Raw genomic sequence first — 18,708 nt, 5'->3', positions numbered from 1 at the left:
ATTGCGGGCTTTATAAATGAAACTAGGGAATTCATATTGATGCTCAACAGTGTTTAGGAAGGCTTTCGATTGAGCTTGTAATAAGTCATCATTTGGGTAACCAAGACCAAGCCAAAACCAATAAAGCCAATCAGATCTGCCTCAGTGGATGGATAAGCTAAAGCCACGCCAGAGATCACCATGATGATACGTTCGAAGGATTTGGTTTTCTCAATAAACCAGCCTTGTAGGCCACCAGCTAAACAGATAATGCCCACCACTGCAGTGAAAGAAATCCACGCAATCTGCATCCAGTCTGCTTGCTCGAGGGCGTTGCTTGATCCCATCAAGAGCAAGCTCACACCAGATTTATCTAAAACAAACATGAACGGCACCAGAATGGCTGGCGCAACATATTTCCAGGTTTGTAATGTCGTCTTATAAGGATTGCCTTTACAAATAGCGGCTGCCGCAAACGGAGATAAAGCAGTTGGAGGGGATACCTCAGAGAGAACGGCGTAATAAAAGATGAACATGTGAGCAGCAAATGCAGGCACCCCTAAATTAATTAAGGCTGGCGCGGCAATCACTGCGCAAATAATGTAAGAAGCAGTGACTGGAACTGCCAGACCCACAATCCAAACAATTAAGGCGGTGAAGATGGCGGTGAGCAATAAAGAGCCGCCTGCATACTGAATCACAATCGAGCTGAATTTCAGTCCTAAACCCGTTAAGGTTACTGTACCTACGATCAGGCCAGCACCAGCGCAAGTTGCAGCAATGGCCAATACGCCTGTGGAGCCTGAGGCCAGGGCCTTGGTGAGGTTGGAGTTATACAGACCTGCCAAGATAGGTTCCTTACCTTTAAACCAAGCCCAAGGAATGATGGCTGTATCTTCTCGCAACATGCTGGAGAAGGCGGACACTACGGTGGCCCAAAATACCGACATGACTGGTGAGAAGCCAAACATCATAAACACCACAATCGAGATCAGCGAGAAAAAGTGAAACCAATATTTTTTTGTTAATTCCCAAGCAGATTCGGCAGATTCAAAATGGATGTTCTTCATGCCATATTTACGAACATCAATTTCGACCATTACAAATAAACCAAGATAAAACAAAATGGTGGGGATGGTTGCCATGAGCAAAACATCCAAATAGGAAATTTTCAGGAAGTCTGCAATCAAGAAGGCTGCGGCACCCAAAACGGGTGGCGAGATGATTGCGCCAAGTCCACCAGCAGCTAACAGTCCGCCCGCAGCATTTTTTTCGTAACCAACTTTATCCAGCATGGGGGCGGCAACTGAGCCTACAGTAACGGTTGTTGCAACGCCGGATCCTGATGGACCACCCATTAAGAAAGAAGAGAGAACAATGGTTCTGCCTACACCAGAGGATTTGCCACCCATTGCAGCAAAAGAGAAATCGATAAAGAATTTGCCAGCCCCAGTAAATTGTAGGAAGGCGCCAAAAATCGTAAAGAGAATAATGAGGGTTGCAGAGACATCAACCGCAGTGCCATAGATTCCCTCAAGACTCATATACATGTAACCAACTAGGCGATCGAGGCCATAGCCTTTGTGTGTCCATGGTGCAGGCAGGTAGTTACCAAAGAGGGCATAAAGTAAAAAGAGCACTGTAACGGTCACTAGAACCATGCCGTTTGTTCTGCGCACACTTTCTAGAATCAATAGAATGAGGCCAATCCCGATGATGACGTCAGTAGGATTTGGGGCGGTATTGCGATCCATGAAGTCATCACCACCACTCAGGATGTAATAAGAAATAGCTACTGATCCTAGGGCAAACAATACATCCCAAAACATCAACTTATTTTTAAAGCGAGCTGCCAGCGGAAAACTTAAGAACACCAGGAATAACACTAAGGCAACGTGAATAACCCGTAACTGCTGAGTTGGAACAATCGAGTAGGCGGCATACAGGTGAAACAAAGACATGCCGACGGCAACTAAAGTAATGAACTTGGCCAATAAGCCTTTGTAGTCATTAGAGTCGCCTTCCTCTTGCTTAATAAAAGCGTCTAATTTCTCTTGGGTTTCATTGTCGATGACGTTCTGATTCATGCTTAAACCTATATTGATGTACCACTTAAAAGCAGAAGGGGTGAGAGTAACTCACCCCGATATGGCTTAGTTTACCTTGACACCTTTTTCTTTAAGGTACTTTAATGCGCCTGGATGATAAGCAACTGGTGTTGCATTAGATTTTTGGCTCTCTAATTTAATATTTCTGAACTCCGCATGTGAGCGCACTAGTTCAAGTTGATTATCAAAAATAGCCTTGACGATTTTGTATGCCTCTGCATCAGGCATAGATGAGTTTACAACCAGCAGATTTGCAACGGCGGCAACATTATTATCTTTCGCCATACCACTGTAGGTTTGCTTGGTAATCACAGCCGGGAAGTAAAGGTTGCCATATTTTTTGTTCATAGCAGGAACTTCAGCAGCGGTATCAACCATCACGATTTTCATGCCTGGGCTATTCGCTAAATCAGTAACAGCTGCAGTGGGTAAGCCACCCACCCAAAAGAAAGCATCAATCTTGCGATCTTTTACTGCATTGACAGATTCAGCAACGCTCAAGCGCTCACGTTTTACATCTTTATCTTTGTCTAGACCTGCAGCCTCTAGCAAGCGGAAGGCCATGACTTCAGTGGCGCTTCCTGGAGCACCTGTACTAACGCGTTTACCTTTCAAATCCTTCATGGTTTTGATGCCAGTAGACTCAACGGTAGCGACGTGCATGAGGTTTGGATACAGTATCAGCAAGGTCCGTAAATCGACTGGCTTGTCTTTAAATTTATCGTCACCCACTGATGCATCTTTGGCGGCATCAGCCATAGAGAAGGCAACGTAAGGCTTGCCAGTGCCAACCAGTTTTAAGTTATCCACAGAGCCACCAGTGACTTCCGCCGTAACTGACATACCCGGTACTTTGCTTGAGAGCATGGCAGCAAGGCCGCCACCCATTGGGTAGTAAACGCCACCAGTACCACCGGTTGCAATCGAGATGTTTTGTGCATATGCGCTAGCCCATATAAAACTGAGCGATAAGGCAATGAGCTTTAGTAATTTCATTGGTGTCTCCTATTGATCTTATGAAGAGGTATTGATTAAAGACCTGGCATGCTGAAGTTAATTTGCTTTAACTCACTGAGCAGCTGAGCTTGCTGTTCCGCACTCAATTGCATTAGCGGTGGGCGTACACGCAACCATTCTGGATCATTGCTGTAGTGTGCTACCGCTGTTTTCATACCGGCAATCATTTGGTATTTTGCAAAGACGCTGCGTACTTTATCTAAGCCTGCTTGACGTTCATCTGCATTAGATTCTCTCCAATGTGTGGCAAGGTCAGCAATGGCTTGTGGATTAACGTTTGCAGTAGCAGAGATGCAGCCAACGCCACCAGCACGCAGGGTGCGCATTAAGAATACTTCACTACCAGCGTAGACGCGGAAGCCGTGTGGCGCCAAGAGCTTAATCACGGACTCTGTATATTCCCAATCGCCCGAGCTATCTTTCATCCCAACGACTGTCTTTGGATATTCTTTTGTCAAGCGCTCGAGTAGTGACAAGCTTAAGTTGATTTTAGTGACTGGCGGAATGTTATAGATGTAAATCTGTAATCCTGAGCTGCCTACCTTCTGAATCACTTCAGAGAAATAAGCAAACAGACCATCATCATTAATGTCTTTGTAATAGAAGGGTGGCAACATTAATACGCCTGCACATTGATAGCTCAATGCATGAGCAGTCATCCGATAAGTACTCTCGATCGAGGTAGAACCAGTACCGGGCATCATATGCTTTGGATTTAAACCACCTTCAATCAGCGCAGTGAGCGTATTCATCTTTTGCGTAGCAGACATAGAATTTGCTTCTGAGTTTGTACCAAAGATGGCTTGACCTACGCCATTGGTTTCTAACCATTGACATTGCTTTAGTAATTTCTGGGCATCTGGACTACCGTCTGCTTTGAATGGTGTCAAAACTGGTGATAACACCGCTGGCAAAGTAGAGGGATGTAAAGAAATGGTCATGCTGACTCCAATTAATAATGAACTTCTGAAAGAAGTGGTTGTTGTGTAAAGAAAGCTTCTAAATTATCTACTGCTAAGTTCGTCATAGCTACTCGTGTTTCCAAGGTAGCGCTACCGATATGGGGTGTCAGTAGAACATTATCCAGATCCAGAAAGGCAGGATTAGGGCAGGGCTCATTATTAAACACGTCCAGGGCGGCGCCAGCAATTTGTTTATGCTGCAGTGCATATAAAAGAGCGGCTTCGTTAATCACGCTTCCGCGAGCGATATTGATTAAGTATGACGAGGGTCCAAGCGCTTCTAAAACGGCAGTGTCAACCAAGTTATCCGTATCAGGTGTTGCTGGGCAGGCCAAAAACAGAACATCACAAGCCCTAGCTAAATCTGTGATCTCTTTGTAATAGGTATAAGGAACCTGCTTTGGATTTGGCCCGGAATACGCAATCTCGACCTTAAATGGCTCTAAACGTTTGGCTAGGTCTTGGCCGATGCGACCCATACCAGCGATCCCAACCCGTTTGCCTGCCAAGGTGGTGGTTAAGCGAAACGGGGCTTTAGCCCAAGCATTGCTTTTGACATACTCTTGAGATTCAGGAAGGCGCCGCATGAGGCTGAGCATCATGCCAATCGCCAACTCACAAACGGCATCATTCAGAACGCCAGGGGTATTGGTGGCCTTGATTCCCTGTGCCTGAAGGTAGCCTAGGGGGAGATTGTCGTAACCCACGCCGCAGGTGGATACCAGTCTAATACTGGGAATTTGTTTGACCAGGGCTTCAGGTAATTTGGTGTTAGACCGAATCAAGATAGCCTCGAAGTTTCCAGCGGGGGGTGCCGCATTAATGTCGGGGTGTCGGGTTGGCGTAAAGCGGCGATCGATTTCCGCCTGCATAATCTCAGGAAAATGGCCGACCTGCAGCACCGAATTGACGGGGATCATGTCTGTCTCTATTTTTTATTGGAATAATGATTCCATTGTATGAGGATTTTTGCAGAAAAGTCCTCCCCTCTAGGAGAATATGTCATGTTGTTTACCCCAGCTGAAACCAAAGTAGTTGTCGTCGGCGGCGGAACGATGGGGGCCGATGTCGCCGCAGTCTGCGCGCGTGGTGGTTGTGCTGTGCAAGTAGTCGAGCCGACCACAGAGCGTCGTGCCCTGTTACCAGATTACTTTGTGAACACCATGACCGATTTGGGTTATGAAAATCGTATTCACTTGTTGTCTGTTGCTGGATCTCTGGAAGAGGTCGATTGGGCAGAGATTGACCTGGTGATTGAGTGTGTTCCGGAGCGTCTAGATATTAAGCGTGAATTATTTACCAAGCTAGAGAAGTACGCAAAGCCAGAAGCAGTGTTAGCTAGTAATAGTACGAGCTTTCCAATTAGCGAAATCGCTAGCGGATTAAAAACAGCTGCGCGTATGATTGGTTTACATTTTTTTATGCCGGCCCATTTGATTCCTTGTGTGGAAGTGATCTACGGTGCAAAAACTTCACCCCTAGTTGGCGATAGCCTGATTCGTTTGATGACTGCATGTGGCATGGTGCCTGTAACGGTCAAAAAAGATTTGCCTGGCTTCTTAGCAAATCGTTTGCAACATGCTTTATCGCGTGAGGCGTTTTCGATGGTCGATGCTGGTATTTGCACTCCAGAAGATATTGATAAGGCAGTGCGCTATGGATTTGGCTTCCGTTATATTGCCGCTGGACCGGCAATGCAAAGAGACCATGCGGGTCTAGAGATTCATGCTGCTGGTGGAGCGACGATTTATCCCACGCTAAATAACTCAACTACGATTGCTAAGTGCTTAAGCGAGCGGGTAGAGAGTGGAAAGTTTGGCATGAAGACGGGCGAAGGTTTTTATTCATGGACTGCTGAATCTATTAAAGCTGAACGTGAGCGATATCAAGATGCCTTGCGTGAAGGTCTGAAGATTATTCAAAAAGACTTGCCAGAAATCAAATAAGCCTAGCTAAACCAAACTCCATCTTTAGGAAATATCTTTGAGATGGAGTTTACTGAGATGTGGTGCGAGTCGATAGGTAATCAGTACGATTGCGATGGTCGCAACTCCCCCAAATACAACCGATGGTACCAAGCCCATCATGCTCGCTGCGATGCCTGACTCTAGCGCACCCAATTCATTTGAGGACCCAATAAAGATCCCATTAATGGCGCTGATTCGACCGCGCATGTGATCCGGAGTAGTGAGTTGCATAATGCTGCCGCGAATCACGACCGAGACTGAATCACAGCAGCCCGAAATAAATAAGAAGACGGCACAAATCCATAGATCACTGGAAAGACCAAAAGCAATAATGGCTAAACCAAAGCCTCCTACTGAGAGCAACAAATGCTTGCCAGAATCTGTTAGCAATGGCCGCTTAGCCAAGTAGATGCCAGTAATGACTGCGCCCGCTGCTGGCGCAGCGCGAAGAATGCCTAAAGCTTCTGGTCCCGCATCCAAAACCTCTTTTACAAAAGCTGGCAGGATTGAAACAGCACCACCAAACAATACGGCAAACATATCCAATGCCATGATGCTCAAGATGAGTTCATGCTTACGAACATAATCAAACCCTTCTAAGAAGCTTTTAAAGAAATGTCCTGAGAGCTGGCTCATTTTTTCTTGTGGTGCATGTATGAAGGTGATGCCATACAAACCAATAGCCCCACAAAATCCGGCGAGAAGATAGGTCCACTCTAGTCCCGCAAACCCAATCATCAGACCGCCTAAGCCAGGACCAGCGACTACGCAAATTTGAAATGCAGAAGATGCGTAGGCGGTATAGCGTGGTAAATGCTCTCTAGGAATAATTTGTCCAAAGATAGCGGTATAGGCGGGTCTTAACAAGGCGCGGCCTGCACCAATCAAGGCAATCGCGGTGTAAATTAAAGGAACGGGTGGTGCCACCCAGCCAAGCGCAATCGCCGTCAGAAATAAAGCGACCCCAATATGAATGAGACAGGCAATCGCTGCGATGAGTTTGCGAGAGTAGTGATCTACCGCATGGCCCGCATAGAGTGCCAGCAGAAAGTACGGTACCAATTCAGCTAAACCAATGAGGCCTAAGGAAACTACGCTATTGGTAATCTCATAAATATGCCAACCCACCGCCACCATCGTAATTTGGTAACTGAGTGTTGCGCCAATACGGTAGAGCAGCAGGGTTCTAAAGGCTTTACTTGGGTTCATTTTTAATGAGTTTAAGGGAGTTTCTGCTTTATTCTTCATGCTATGAAGAAAACAATTCGTGTTTGGGATTTACCAATCCGCTTATTTCACTGGCTGCTAGTGCTTTGCATTGCCGGCAGTCTGATTAGCGTTAACCTCGGTGGTAACGCTATTGAATGGCATGCTTATTTTGGTTACAGCGTTTTGAGTTTATTGATTTTTAGAGTCATCTGGGGCTTTGTGGGATCTAGACATGCCCGCTTTGCCAACTTCTTTCCTACGCGTGCTGCTATTTTCGACTACCTACAAGGAAAGTCTCTCCGCGTTTTGGGGCATAACCCTGTAGGTGCTCTCTCCGTTTTTGCTTTGCTCTTGGTTTTAAGCGTTCAAGTATTAACGGGTTTATTTGTTGATGATGAGATTGCCTTTCAAGGACCCTTGTCTAAATATGTGCCCAATGCAGCAGTTTCTTTTTTATCTCAAATTCACGAAGGCAATCAAGTCGTGATCTATACCTTGATTACGATTCATATCGCTGCCATTTGGTTTTATAGGAAATACAAAAATGAGGACTTAATTAAACCTATGCTGAGCGGCGATAAAGAAATCGACCCAAGCGAGGAAGCAAAATATATGCTTTCTGACTTGGGTCAACCCTCCAAAGATGGAGGCTTGCAACGTACTCTAGCCTTGGTGCTTTTTAGTGCTATAGCCCTTGCGGTAGCTTATTTCATTACTAAATAAGCAGATTATTTTTTTCTGAAATCGTCGTGACAACCTTTACAGGTTTGACCAGCGGCGCCAAATGCTTTTTTGATACTCTCCAAATCACCAGACTGTGCAGCCTTATTGAGATCGACTGCTGCTAGTTGCATTTTTTCAGAAGCAGCTTTGAACTTGGCGTTATCAGACCAAATATCAGACTGCGCTTTACCACCCTCAGTGCCTAGGCCAAATGCTTGCCAAGGTAAGGTAGAAAGCATAGCAACGATCGCAGCATTTTTAGCGACTTCATCTTTGTTATAGGGAGCTTCACCTTTAACGACAGCGCCGATTTTTCCAAAAGAGTTGCCTATAACAGTGAAGGTGCTTTGGCGATACTTAATAGCATCTTCTGGTTTTTGAAATTGCGCAATCGCAGCGCCGGCACCAATTGCCAAGACTACCGCCGTGCTCGCTAAAATAATTTTCTGTAGCTTCATGGGAACCTCTTTAGATATATTCGTTAATGGAGACCGCCTACTGTGAAATTAGCATACTCCAGAATGATGACTTTTGTTTGACCGTCCTATGAAAAGATCATTTGCAGCGGGATCGTCAGTAGGTAAACGATCCATTTGAAAAAAGCCATCAAAGGTTCCATCCAGAGGCTACCGATGATTCCAGTAAAGACCAGCCCGAGAACGATAAAAAATCCCCAAGGCTCTAGTCTGCCTAAAGCAATCGATTGACGGGCGGGGAGCAGACTGGAAAGAATACGTCCACCATCTAAGGGTGGCAAAGGAAAAAGATTAAATACCAGGAGACCCAAATTCCAGGTAATACCGGCTTGAGCCATTGAGATAAAGAATTTCTCATTCATGCCAAAACCTAACAATAGGATAAGCAAGATCGCCCAAATCAGGGCTTGAAAAAAGTTTGAGCCAGGTCCCGCTAAGGCAACCCAAATAGAGTCCATTCTAGGGTTTCGCAAGCGTCCAAAATTCACAGGCACGGGTTTGGCGTAGCCAACCAAGAAGGGCGATCCAGTCAGAATAAGGACCAAGGGAATCAAGATCGTGCCAACGGGATCTATATGTTTGGCGGGATTGAGGCTCACTCGGCCAAGCATATAGGCGGTGTTATCGCCAAATTTACGGGCTGCATACCCATGGGCTGCCTCATGGATGGTGATAGCAAAAATGAGGGGAATCGCATTAATGGCGACGGCTTGGATAGAATAGTCAGTAATCATGGCAATATGATATCCATAGGAGCTCAAAGTGACTGACGATAAAAAACCCGACCCAAAAAACCCAGCTAAACCTGTAATGGCTAAACCCCCAGCCCGTCCACCAGCACCAAAAGGCCCATCTGGACCTGCTGGTAGGCCTCAGGCAGGCTTTGGCGGCGGAAAAGGGATGATGCGCAAGGCCGGCCGCGGTCGATAGTGGATAATTGCACTCATTATTAATGCGCATACAGAGGATTTAGCATGAACGAATGGCACAACGAATCTAAAGAAGAAGTTAACAAAAAGATCATTACTTTGATCGTGATGTTGGCTGCTGCAACTAGCTTGGCGATTTTGTTTGCATTGGTAGCTGCTCATACTGGTTACGTATTCGGTTAATTAGTCTTCATGACTAGCCATCGCCAACCTGCTGTATTTGCTGGCCATGGCAGTCCGATGTACGCTATAGAGCCCAATCGTTTTACTGCGGCTTGGGCTGCTCTAGGAAAATCACTCAAACGTCCTGACGCCATTTTGGTGATTTCGGCGCATTGGGTCACTCGAGGTACTTGGGTTACCGCAATGGCAAAACCTAAAACCATTCATGACTTCGGCGGATTTCCGCAAGCACTCTTTGAAATTGAATATCCAGCAGTGGGCAGTCCTGCTCTCGCGGATCGCGTTCAAGAGCTATTCAATATACCCGTAGTACTTGAAGAGAATGAATGGGGCATTGATCATGGCGCCTGGTCTGTTTTGAAGTACCTCTATCCCAATGCAGATGTGCCAGTGGTGCAATTGAGTTTAGATGGGTCTATGTCAGCGCGCGAGCATTATGAATTAGCAAAGCAGTTAAGACCTTTGCGTGATGAAAATATTCTGATTCTGTCTAGCGGGAATGTGGTGCACAACTTGCGCACGATTCATTGGCAAGAGAATGCGCAACCTTACCCGTGGGCGAAAGAATTTAGTGAATTCTTTGCTACCGAGATTCTTGCCAATCACCATGAACCTCTGATCGATTGGGAAAAGTATGGTGAGGCTGCCCATCTATCGATTCCGACTGCAGAGCACTACTGGCCTGCTTTATATACCCTAGCATTACAACAAGACGGTGAGCATGCCAAAGTATTTGTTGATGGTATCGAAATGAGTTCGATCAGTATGCTCAGTTTTTCTGTTCAATAAAGAAAAATTATGTGGCTCTCTATTCTTGCAATTTTCTTTGGTGCTGGTCTTGGTGCTTTGTTGCGGGCAGGCTTTAATATTTTGACCGTGAGTGCAGCCTCAGTCATACCCTTAGGTACCTTGATCTCGAATATGGTCGGTGGCTACCTCGTTGGTTTAGCAGTAGCGTTCTTTGGTAACAATCCACAACTCTCACCGGAATGGAAACTCTTTGTGATTACAGGTTTCCTTGGGGGTCTCACTACTTTCTCTAGCTTCTCCGCGGAAGTAGTGAGTTTTATTCAGCGCGGAGAATTTACTTGGGCGCTGGGCACAGCACTACTGCACCTGATTGGCTCATTGGTACTAACCTTCTTGGGTATCTTGACTTACCAAGCCCTCAAGTGAGTCAAGAGTAAATTACTCTGGCTTGATATTAGCCGTCTTGACGACGGCACTCCACTTGATGGATTCTGATTTAATCAGCGCTGCAAAGTCTGCAGGACTGCCACCACCGATTTCATTTCCTTGTGAAAGCATGAGTTCTCGTAATTGAGGATCTTTTAAGGCTTCATTGGCTGCGGCGTTGAGTTTGTCGATGATGACCTTCGGTGTGCCTTTAGGGGCAATTAATCCCTGCCAATTCAGCACCTCAACCTTGGGGTAGCCATTCTCAGCAAAGCTTGGCACATTGGGTAGAAGCGGAGAACGCTTCTTACTGGTAATGGCAATTGGACGGAGCTTATCTGCTTTGATGCTCGGCATAGCCGAATACATTTGATCAAACATCATCGTGACATTGCCTGCCATCAAATCGGTGAGGCCAGCAGAGCCGCTTTTATATGGCACGTGAATCATATCGATACCGGCATTTTGCTCAAAGAGTTCTGCAGAAAGCTGGTGACTACCACCAATGCCACCGGATGAGAATGTGAGTTCACCTGGCTTCGCTTTGGCTGCAGCCACAATATCTTGGATGGTTTTATAAGATGAGCTTGGATTGACTACTAATACCAAAGGACCTTTTTCAACCAACACAATTGGGGTGATATCAGTTTCGGGGTCGTAGCGTAAATTACCAAACAATGTTTTATTTACTGCCATGGGTGCAAAGTTGCCCATACCAATGGTGTAACCATCTGGAGCGGCACGAGAAATAAATTCAGTGCCAATATTGCCACCAGCACCGGGCTTGTTATCGACAACAATCGGCTGCTTCAGAATGACACTCATCTTTTGTGCAATCTGACGGCTACGAGAATCTGCACCACCACCAGCACCATAAGGCACTACAAAATTAATCGGCTTATTAGGGTAGCTAGACTGTGCCTGTGTCATACCAGTATTCAAGAGGCTGGTTAAGCCAATTACGCTTAGAAGAAAATGGGTCAGTTTCATTTTGATCCTTATTTGACGACACCTGATAAACCTAGTGCGGCTCCGATGACTATCAGGTACAAAGGGTGCCAACGTGTAAAGAAGGTAATCGCAATCGTAGTCATTGTCAATATATAAGCCGCGACACTTTGATTGATTTGTAAAGAAATTTGCCAGGCTGAAGAAAGTACCAAGCCAATGGCTAGCGCTGCCGCAGCATATTGAATCGATTTCTTTTTCAGAGGATCTTTGATGCCCATAATGAGCCGCTGTAAGTAGAAGATCAAAATAGAAGATGGCCATGCAATAGCAAAGGTGGCAACGAGTGCACCAATGACACCATAGATATGCCAACCCAATAGAGTGACGGTCATAAAATTAGGGCCGGGTGCTGCTTGGGCGATTGCAAAATAGTCTGAGAAAGTTTGCACATCAACCCAATGCTCTTGGTTTACAGCCAAGTTAAATAGCACCGGAAGCAGGGCGTTCACCCCACCAAATGCAATCAAAGAGAATGCAGACAGTTTTAGAAAAAGACTGATGAGAATACTCATTCTGTATGGGCCTTTTTCCAGGCTAAGACCAATGCTAATGGCGAGGAGATGAGTACCACCCAACCTAAGCCAAGATGGAAATAGCTAGCGGCAAGTATGGTGACAATGACCACAATCAACATCGCTGGATACCGAAACTCATCCTTGAGCATTTTGAAGCCTGTAGACGCAATCAAGCCAACACCCACGGCCGATATTCCTCGAAGTACACCTTGGACGGAGTCAAGATATCGATAGTGTTCATACAAAAGGGCTAACACCATGACGATCGAGATGGGCCCTAGAGTTAAACCCAATACGGCGGCAATAGCGCCTCTGGCGCCGCCAAAACGAGAGCCAATACACACTGCGAGGTTGACAATGTTAGGCCCGGGAACAATTTGGCAGATGCCCAGAATGGCGCTAAATTCCTCAGAGGTCAAAATCTTATCGCGCTCAACCAAGGTTCTTCTGGCCCAAGGTAAGACCCCACCAAACCCAGACATCCCGATTTTGCTAAAGCTAATAAATAGCTCGAGAGGTGTGAGTGTTTTCAAAATTACTGTAGCTTAAAAGGATGAGGTATGGGTTTGTTGTTCAACCAGGCATCTAGAGTTTCAGTAATGCCTTTTGAGAAGCTAGCAAAAATTGGCTCTGCAATAAATCCTAAATGGGGAGTTACTAAAAGATTGGGGGTATTACGTAAAGGATCTTTTTCTGGGAGGGGCTCAATGTCAAAGACATCGACAGCTGCCTGCCCTGGCCTGCCAGCTGCCAATGCTTTTTGCAGATCGTTCATATTGATGAGCGCAGAGCGTGAAGTATTTACCAGGATAGAGTCAGGGCGCATTAAAGCCAATTGATCTGCACTAATCAGCCCCTTGGTTCCAGGACCAGCTACTAGGTGCATTGACACAATCTTCGATGTGGAAAGTAATTCTTCTAGGCTCACTGCTTTTGCATTTTCTACAGCAGCTCGTTCAGGAGTCATGCGCGGGCTCCACGCAACGACTTCCATACCAAAGGCGGCGCCTACGCGTGCAACGCGACTACCAATGGCACCAAGACCCATGATGCCTAAGCGCTCACCTGAGAGCATGGGAAGAACCGATAGTTGATCACGCCAACCACCAGAGGCAATCAGTTTGTTTTCCTCAATCAGGCGCTTTGAAGCCCCAAGAATGAGTGCCCATGTGAGTTCCGCAGTAGTTTCTTTGGATGGGCCGCCGGGCGAGCAGGCTATCGGAATATTGCGTGCGATTAATGCTGAAGCATCCAAGGTGCCATTACGTTCACCAGTAAACATGAGAAATTTCAGCTTAGGTAAGCGCGCAATCATGGCTTCATTAAATGGGGAGCGATCCCGTACGATTGCAATTGCATCAGCATCTTTAACGGCTTCATAGAGCGCCTCATCACGCTGGGGCTCATGATGAAAGGTAAGGCTTGCTTGCTGCTCTAACTTTTTCCAGTCAGAAAAGCGAGCCAGAGCGCGTTCGTAGTCGCCAAGGATGACGATGTTTGGTAATGAGGCCATAACTCGATACTTTCTTTAGATTTAGTCAGGTGTGCAAAGGCTCAAGATTTGCTTGAGATCTGATGCATTGCCAAGTTTCCATAATGCTGAGATGAGTTGACGAGTTTTTTCTTTGCCGATGATGGGTTCAGCCAAATTTGTGAATTTCTGTTCTAAATTAGCATCGCTCATTGGATTTTCGAGAGAGCCAATAGCATTCTTTACAAATACATGTACTTCTTTACCGTCTTTTAAGAATGCTTTGACATCAACTGAAGCTTCGTCAATAGAAGTGTCGGTAGTAGCATTTACTTTGGCGCGCAAAGCCACGACATCAGCGCGATTGACGATGTCATCAGCATACTCACCTTCACCCGCTTGACCAAAAATTAAGCCAACAGCGCAGCCGTGGTACACGCTAAATTTCCCTTCGAGACCATCTTTCGGAGTCTTCTTGCCAGTGAGCTCCAAGACCAGAGGGTGCACACGTAATTCAATACGCTCCACTTCCTCTGCCTTAACGCCTTGGGCGCGTAATTGTGCGCAAGCATCAATGGCAGGATGAATCACAATGCCACAAGCAAAGGGCTTGTAAGTATTTAAAGAAATCTCAAATGATTTTCCGAGGGCGCGATCAATTTCTGACCAGTCACATTTCGTAGAAACAGTTTGCATATAGCCGCGACCCGCTTCTAATGCTTTCGGGCTCGAAGTGAACCCATGCTTGGCAAGTAATGCAGAGAGTTGCCCTGCGCGTGCTGCACCACCTGGATGAAATGGCTTTGTCATTGTGCCAAATTGCTCACGCATTCCAACTGGTTGTGATGCGGCAATACCCAGTGCCATGGTAGTTTTCTGTAGATCAAGACCCATTAAGCGTGAGCAAGCTGCAGCAGATCCGAGCATACCGGTTGAGCCAGTGATATGCCAACCACGGTGGTAGTGATCTGGATACATCGCATTACCAACGCGGCAAGCAACATCGATACCTAAAACTAAAGAGTCAATGATTTGGCGACCATTGGCATTAATGTGTTCGCCTAAAGCCAAAATTGCAGAAGCTACTGGACCTGCAGGATGGATCACGGTTTTGAGGTGAGTGTCATCAAAATCAAAAGTATGTGAGCTGATGCCGTTGATTAAGGCAGCGCCACCCATATCAACTTTATCTTTACGACCTAAGATGCTGGCTTGCGGTGCTGGCTGGAATTCGCGAATAGCGGCTAAAGACGATTCAACACTTTCATGATTGGCAGCGCCAATAGCACAACCTAGCCAGTTGAGAAAAGTCCGGTGAGCTTCGTGATCCACCTCTGGTGTCCAGCCTTGGCTTGGATGGGAGGTAACAAACTCTGCCAATATTTTGGTAACGGGTGGTGCATTTAAATCAGCTGCTGCAGCAATAGCGTGAGACATATGTTTTCCTATTCTTAATGGGTTATTTTTATTCGAGTTCAATATGACGATCTTTTGCAACCTTAGCCCAGCGTGCAATATCTTCTTTGATGTAATTTGTAAACTGGGGTGGTGTCATTGGCATCAAAGTCATCGCCTCGCTGGTCATTTTTTCTGAGAAGTCAGGCAGGGCGAGAACTTTGTTAAGTTCACTATTGAGCTTGGTGACGATCGCAGGTGGCAAATTCGCGGGTCCTACTAGTCCATACCATTGTTGGCCATCAAAACCGCTAAAACCTAGCTCTTTAAAAGTCGGAATGGTGGGGGCAGCGGAGCTGCGTTTGGCGCCTGTTACCGCCAGTCCACGCACACGATTTGTGTTGATATAAGGTAAAGCAGCAAATAGGGTGGGGAGCATGGCTTGTGTCTGGCCTGCTAACAAGTCGGTGTAAGCAGGACCAACCCCGCGATAAGGAATGTGAACCATAAAGATCCCAGCTGCTAATTTCAGTTGCTCCATTCCGAGGTGAGTTAACGTTCCTGGGCCAGCAGAACCATAGCTTAACTTGGCAGGGTTCTTTTTAGCGTAATCAACAAACTCTTTAAAGTTTTTAATCGGTAAATCAGAGTTAATCACTAGTACGTTTGGTGTTGCGCCAATCATGCCGATCGGTGTGAAGTCTTTAATGGCGTCATAAGGCAGACGACGAACTGCTGGGTTGGTGCCATGAGTCCCCACATAGGCAATCATCAGAGTGTAGCCATCAGCAGGTGCCTTGGCGATTACTTGAGAAGCAATGGTGCCGCCACCACCACCCATATTTTCAACCACAATAGTTTGACCAATAGAGCGAGACAATTTTTCTGCAACAGCCCGAGCAATGTTATCGAGCCCACCACCGGCAGCAACTGGTGCAATCAACTTGATCGGCTTAGTCGGATAAGCGGGTGTCTGCGCTTGAATGCTAAGACTCGTTGTGAGTCCGATCAAAGCAAACAGAAAAGATAAAAAAATCGGCGTTTGCCGATAAATAGATTTAGACATGTCTCAAGTCCGAATGATTGTTACTTATTAAGGTAATGCAGGTAGATTATTTTACTATCGATGCTCAAAACTGGCTATCAAGTCAGCCAGTTTTGAGCTTTTTCCGAATCGATCGCTCTAGGGGTATGGTATCTAGATTGGGTTCTAGCGCTTCACGCTCATCAAACACAAAGCAGGTGCCCTGATAGTGGGCAGAACCAACCTCTTCGAAGTACCTGAGGATTCCACCTTCCAGTTGGTAGCTATGCTCCATGCCGATTTCTCGCATGTAGAGTCCTGATTTTTCGCAACGTATTCCGCCAGTGCAAAAACTGACTAGGGTTTTATCGGCCAACTCTTCCTTATGCGCAGAGATGGCCGCAGGAAATTCGGTGAACTTCTCAATATTAAAGTGCAGGGCATTTTCAAAAGTGCCGTAGTCCACTTCAAATGCATTGCGCGTATCGACCATCACTACAGGGCGGCCTAAATCATCTGTGCCTCGATCTAACCACTCTTGTAATTTTTTTGGGGAAATAAAATTCGCTCGACCTTTCTCTGGCTGAATGCTTGGATGATTCATGCGAATAATTTCATTCTTGAGTTTGATGAGCATTTTTTTAAACGGCTGCTCATCCGACCAACTTTCTTTTGCCTGCAAAGGTGCAAAGCGAGAGTCGGTACGTAGCCAATCTAAAAATCCACGTAAGGCATCTGTTTTACCTGCGAGAAATAGATTGATGCCTTCGCCAGTGAGCAGAATGGTGCCCTTGAGTTCTCTGGCGTTGCATTCATCGAGCATTTTGGCGCGTAGTTCTGGCAGCTCATCTAAGCTGACAAATAAATAGGCGGCAATGTTCAAAATCGACTTCATGTTTTTTCTCTTCAAGCTACCCCAGCATTATCGAGCAAATAGGGCTTGAGGGTGGTAATCTTGAGGTCTTATTCAAAGGAGACGAATCCATGCTAGATATGGCAAAAAAGGCTAAAAGAGTCCTGATCCTGGCTTTATTAGCTCTCGGGGCCAGTAACCATGGCTTGGCACAAACTGCTGGCACCGGTGCTTGGCCAACCCAGAAACCTATTCGCTTGATTGCTGTTTTTCCTCCTGGTGGATCTGTAGACCAGGTAGCCCGAATTTTGGCTCCCGCACTACAGGCCGAACTAAAACAAAATGTGATCGTTGAAAACATCGGCGGTGCTTCAGGCGTGATTGGTACATCTGCCATGACACGCTCTGATCCTGACGGCTACACCTTCGCAGCAGTTTTTGATACCCATGGCGTGAACCCGAGTCTCAAAGATAAGCTCCCCTACGACACGATTAAAGATATTGCGCCGATCATTTTGGTAGGTACTTCGCCAATGGTGCTGGTTGCTAGTAAGAACTCCGGCATTACCAGTTTTAAACAAATTGTTGAGCAATCTAAAGCAGGTAAGAAATTTAGCTACGGTTCTATCGGTATAGGTAGCTTAGGGCACTTAGCGATGGCGCGTTTGGCAAAGCAGGCAGGCTTTGATTGGAACCACATTCCTTATCGTGGCGGTGGTCCTTTAATGCAAGACGTTTTGGGTGGTCAAGTTGAGCTAGCAATTGGTTCAGAGTTCTTGGTAAAGCCGCACATTGAAAGTGGCGGCGTCATTCCTTTGGTGATTACTACTGCAAAGAGATCTCCAGCCTTGCCAAATGTTCCAACCATTGCTGAGAGTGGTTTCCCTGGCTTTAGTGCGCCAGCATGGTGGGCAATATTGGCGCCTGGCAAAACACCACCAGCCATTGTGGATGCGATGAATAAGGCTTTGAATAAAGCCTTAAAGACCCCAGTTGTAGCTGAGAAATTTAAATCTCAAGGCATTGAAATCATTGGCGGCACTCCAGAAACTGCGCGCGAATTTATTGGCAAGCAAATTGGTATCTGGGGTAAGTTCGTGATTGAAAACAATATTAAAGAAACCGCTCAATAGAAAGTATTTATGTCAGAACGTTTAATTCCCTATCAGCCCATGGACTTGGCTGAACCAGCTGAGCTAGTTGCCGCCATTCGTCAGCGTCGTGGCGGTCAGTTTATTAATTTGGATCGTATGCTATTGCATAGCGTGCCGGTTGCCGAGGGTTGGAATCATTTCATCGGCGAGATTCGGAACAATCTTTCACTAGATCCCAAGTTGCGTGAGTTGGCGATGTGTGGTGTTGCAGTATTGAACGGCGCTGAATATGAGTTCTTTCATCATGCACCCCCTTTTCAGAAAGCCGGTGGTACAGAAGAACAAGTTCAGGCTTTGCGTTTAATTGGTCAGTCTAGCTTCCCTAGAAATCTGTTCTCCCAGGTAGAGAATGATGCTGCAGACCTGACTTTTCAAATGACTCGTAATATCAAAGTAGATTCTGAATTGATGAAGCGTTTGCAAAAAGAGCTGGGTAGCACTGATACAGTCGAATTAGTAACAGTGATTGCTGCTTACAACATGGTGTCACGCTTTTTGATTGCTTTGGATGTGAATCCTGAAGATCATCCACCAGCCTGAAGCGAAGATAACAATT

At 46.1% G+C, this 18,708-nt stretch carries 22 protein-coding genes; 8 read left to right on the top strand and 14 right to left on the bottom strand.

The window, feature by feature from the left end:
• Positions 1–53: 53 nt before the first annotated feature.
• The 4 genes from VC178_RS06575 to VC178_RS06560 all read right to left on the bottom strand — a co-directional run bounded on the left by VC178_RS06575 (position 54) and on the right by VC178_RS06560 (position 4,986).
• Positions 54–2,066 (bottom strand): TRAP transporter fused permease subunit, encoded by a 2,013-nt coding sequence (locus tag VC178_RS06575; protein ID WP_323481973.1) that lies wholly within the window; start codon positions 2,064–2,066, stop codon positions 54–56.
• A gap of 66 nt (positions 2,067–2,132) precedes the next feature.
• Positions 2,133–3,083: a TAXI family TRAP transporter solute-binding subunit gene (locus VC178_RS06570; RefSeq protein ID WP_215295533.1), complete on the bottom strand. Its 951-nt coding sequence runs from the start codon at positions 3,081–3,083 to the stop codon at positions 2,133–2,135.
• A gap of 35 nt (positions 3,084–3,118) precedes the next feature.
• A complete protein-coding gene (locus VC178_RS06565) occupies positions 3,119–4,045 on the bottom strand; it encodes a dihydrodipicolinate synthase family protein (protein ID WP_215295531.1) in 927 nt (308 codons plus the stop codon).
• 11 nt (positions 4,046–4,056) lie between these two features.
• Positions 4,057–4,986, bottom strand: a complete 930-nt coding sequence (locus VC178_RS06560) for a 2-hydroxyacid dehydrogenase (RefSeq protein WP_323481972.1) — start codon at positions 4,984–4,986, stop codon at positions 4,057–4,059.
• A gap of 84 nt (positions 4,987–5,070) precedes the next feature.
• Here VC178_RS06560 and VC178_RS06555 point away from each other — a divergent pair, with 84 nt between their 5' ends.
• Positions 5,071–6,012, top strand: coding sequence for a 3-hydroxyacyl-CoA dehydrogenase family protein (locus VC178_RS06555; RefSeq protein ID WP_323481971.1), 942 nt, complete (start codon positions 5,071–5,073; stop codon positions 6,010–6,012).
• Between the two features lie 24 nt (positions 6,013–6,036).
• Here VC178_RS06555 and VC178_RS06550 read toward each other — a convergent pair whose 3' ends face one another.
• Complete coding sequence (locus VC178_RS06550) at positions 6,037–7,242, bottom strand: MFS transporter (protein ID WP_323481970.1); 1,206 nt, start codon at positions 7,240–7,242, stop codon at positions 6,037–6,039.
• Positions 7,243–7,284: 42 nt separating this feature from the next.
• Between VC178_RS06550 and VC178_RS06545 the strand changes: the two genes are divergently transcribed.
• On the top strand, positions 7,285–7,965 hold the full coding sequence (locus tag VC178_RS06545; protein WP_323481969.1) for a cytochrome b/b6 domain-containing protein: 681 nt from the start codon (positions 7,285–7,287) through the stop codon (positions 7,963–7,965).
• Between the two features lie 5 nt (positions 7,966–7,970).
• Here VC178_RS06545 and VC178_RS06540 read toward each other — a convergent pair whose 3' ends face one another.
• Together VC178_RS06540 and VC178_RS06535 are read right to left on the bottom strand one after the other, a co-directional pair.
• Entirely contained in the window at positions 7,971–8,423 is a 453-nt protein-coding gene (locus VC178_RS06540) for a cytochrome c (RefSeq protein WP_323481968.1), read from the bottom strand.
• Between the two features lie 86 nt (positions 8,424–8,509).
• Complete coding sequence (locus tag VC178_RS06535) at positions 8,510–9,175, bottom strand: site-2 protease family protein (RefSeq protein WP_215295519.1); 666 nt, start codon at positions 9,173–9,175, stop codon at positions 8,510–8,512.
• Positions 9,176–9,203: 28 nt separating this feature from the next.
• Here VC178_RS06535 and VC178_RS06530 point away from each other — a divergent pair, with 28 nt between their 5' ends.
• Genes VC178_RS06530 through crcB form a run of 4 tightly spaced genes read left to right on the top strand, consistent with a single transcriptional unit; the run spans position 9,204 to position 10,729 of the window.
• Complete coding sequence (locus tag VC178_RS06530) at positions 9,204–9,371, top strand: hypothetical protein (protein WP_323481967.1); 168 nt, start codon at positions 9,204–9,206, stop codon at positions 9,369–9,371.
• Between the two features lie 44 nt (positions 9,372–9,415).
• Positions 9,416–9,553, top strand: a complete 138-nt coding sequence (locus VC178_RS06525; protein WP_172793433.1) for a hypothetical protein — start codon at positions 9,416–9,418, stop codon at positions 9,551–9,553.
• Positions 9,554–9,562: 9 nt separating this feature from the next.
• The gene (ygiD, locus tag VC178_RS06520) at positions 9,563–10,342 is read left to right on the top strand and encodes a 4,5-DOPA dioxygenase extradiol (protein ID WP_323481966.1); all 780 of its coding nucleotides are present in this window, start codon (positions 9,563–9,565) and stop codon (positions 10,340–10,342) included.
• Between the two features lie 9 nt (positions 10,343–10,351).
• Positions 10,352–10,729: a fluoride efflux transporter CrcB gene (crcB, locus tag VC178_RS06515; protein WP_216177010.1), complete on the top strand. Its 378-nt coding sequence runs from the start codon at positions 10,352–10,354 to the stop codon at positions 10,727–10,729.
• Positions 10,730–10,741: 12 nt separating this feature from the next.
• Here crcB and VC178_RS06510 read toward each other — a convergent pair whose 3' ends face one another.
• From VC178_RS06510 to VC178_RS06480, 7 genes are all read right to left on the bottom strand, one after another.
• Positions 10,742–11,719 carry a tripartite tricarboxylate transporter substrate binding protein gene (locus VC178_RS06510; RefSeq protein ID WP_323481965.1) on the bottom strand — a complete coding sequence of 326 codons (978 nt, stop codon included), beginning with the start codon at positions 11,717–11,719 and terminating at the stop codon, positions 10,742–10,744.
• A gap of 8 nt (positions 11,720–11,727) precedes the next feature.
• Positions 11,728–12,252 (bottom strand): chromate transporter, encoded by a 525-nt coding sequence (locus VC178_RS06505; RefSeq protein WP_323481964.1) that lies wholly within the window; start codon positions 12,250–12,252, stop codon positions 11,728–11,730.
• Complete coding sequence (locus tag VC178_RS06500) at positions 12,249–12,788, bottom strand: chromate transporter (protein ID WP_216124888.1); 540 nt, start codon at positions 12,786–12,788, stop codon at positions 12,249–12,251. The genes VC178_RS06505 and VC178_RS06500 overlap by 4 nt, the downstream gene beginning before the upstream one ends.
• Positions 12,789–12,790: 2 nt before the next feature.
• On the bottom strand, positions 12,791–13,768 hold the full coding sequence (locus VC178_RS06495) for a D-2-hydroxyacid dehydrogenase family protein (protein ID WP_323481963.1): 978 nt from the start codon (positions 13,766–13,768) through the stop codon (positions 12,791–12,793).
• A gap of 21 nt (positions 13,769–13,789) precedes the next feature.
• Positions 13,790–15,163: an MmgE/PrpD family protein gene (locus tag VC178_RS06490; protein ID WP_323481962.1), complete on the bottom strand. Its 1,374-nt coding sequence runs from the start codon at positions 15,161–15,163 to the stop codon at positions 13,790–13,792.
• Positions 15,164–15,191: 28 nt separating this feature from the next.
• Positions 15,192–16,187 (bottom strand): Bug family tripartite tricarboxylate transporter substrate binding protein, encoded by a 996-nt coding sequence (locus VC178_RS06485; protein WP_215295504.1) that lies wholly within the window; start codon positions 16,185–16,187, stop codon positions 15,192–15,194.
• Positions 16,188–16,269: 82 nt separating this feature from the next.
• Positions 16,270–17,040: a sulfurtransferase gene (locus VC178_RS06480; protein ID WP_323481961.1), complete on the bottom strand. Its 771-nt coding sequence runs from the start codon at positions 17,038–17,040 to the stop codon at positions 16,270–16,272.
• Between the two features lie 89 nt (positions 17,041–17,129).
• On the opposite strand from VC178_RS06480, the gene VC178_RS06475 reads away from it, so the two are divergent.
• Together VC178_RS06475 and VC178_RS06470 are read left to right on the top strand one after the other, a co-directional pair.
• The gene (locus VC178_RS06475) at positions 17,130–18,131 is read left to right on the top strand and encodes a tripartite tricarboxylate transporter substrate binding protein (protein WP_323481960.1); all 1,002 of its coding nucleotides are present in this window, start codon (positions 17,130–17,132) and stop codon (positions 18,129–18,131) included.
• A gap of 9 nt (positions 18,132–18,140) precedes the next feature.
• On the top strand, positions 18,141–18,692 hold the full coding sequence (locus VC178_RS06470; protein ID WP_323481959.1) for a carboxymuconolactone decarboxylase family protein: 552 nt from the start codon (positions 18,141–18,143) through the stop codon (positions 18,690–18,692).
• Positions 18,693–18,708: the final 16 nt, after the last annotated feature.

It is taken from the genome of Polynucleobacter sp. AP-Sanab-80-C2, from assembly GCF_035012965.1.
Lineage (GTDB): Bacteria > Pseudomonadota > Gammaproteobacteria > Burkholderiales > Burkholderiaceae > Polynucleobacter.
The sequence above is the reverse complement of the archived record's forward strand: the minus strand, read 5'-3'. Positions and strand labels throughout refer to the sequence as shown.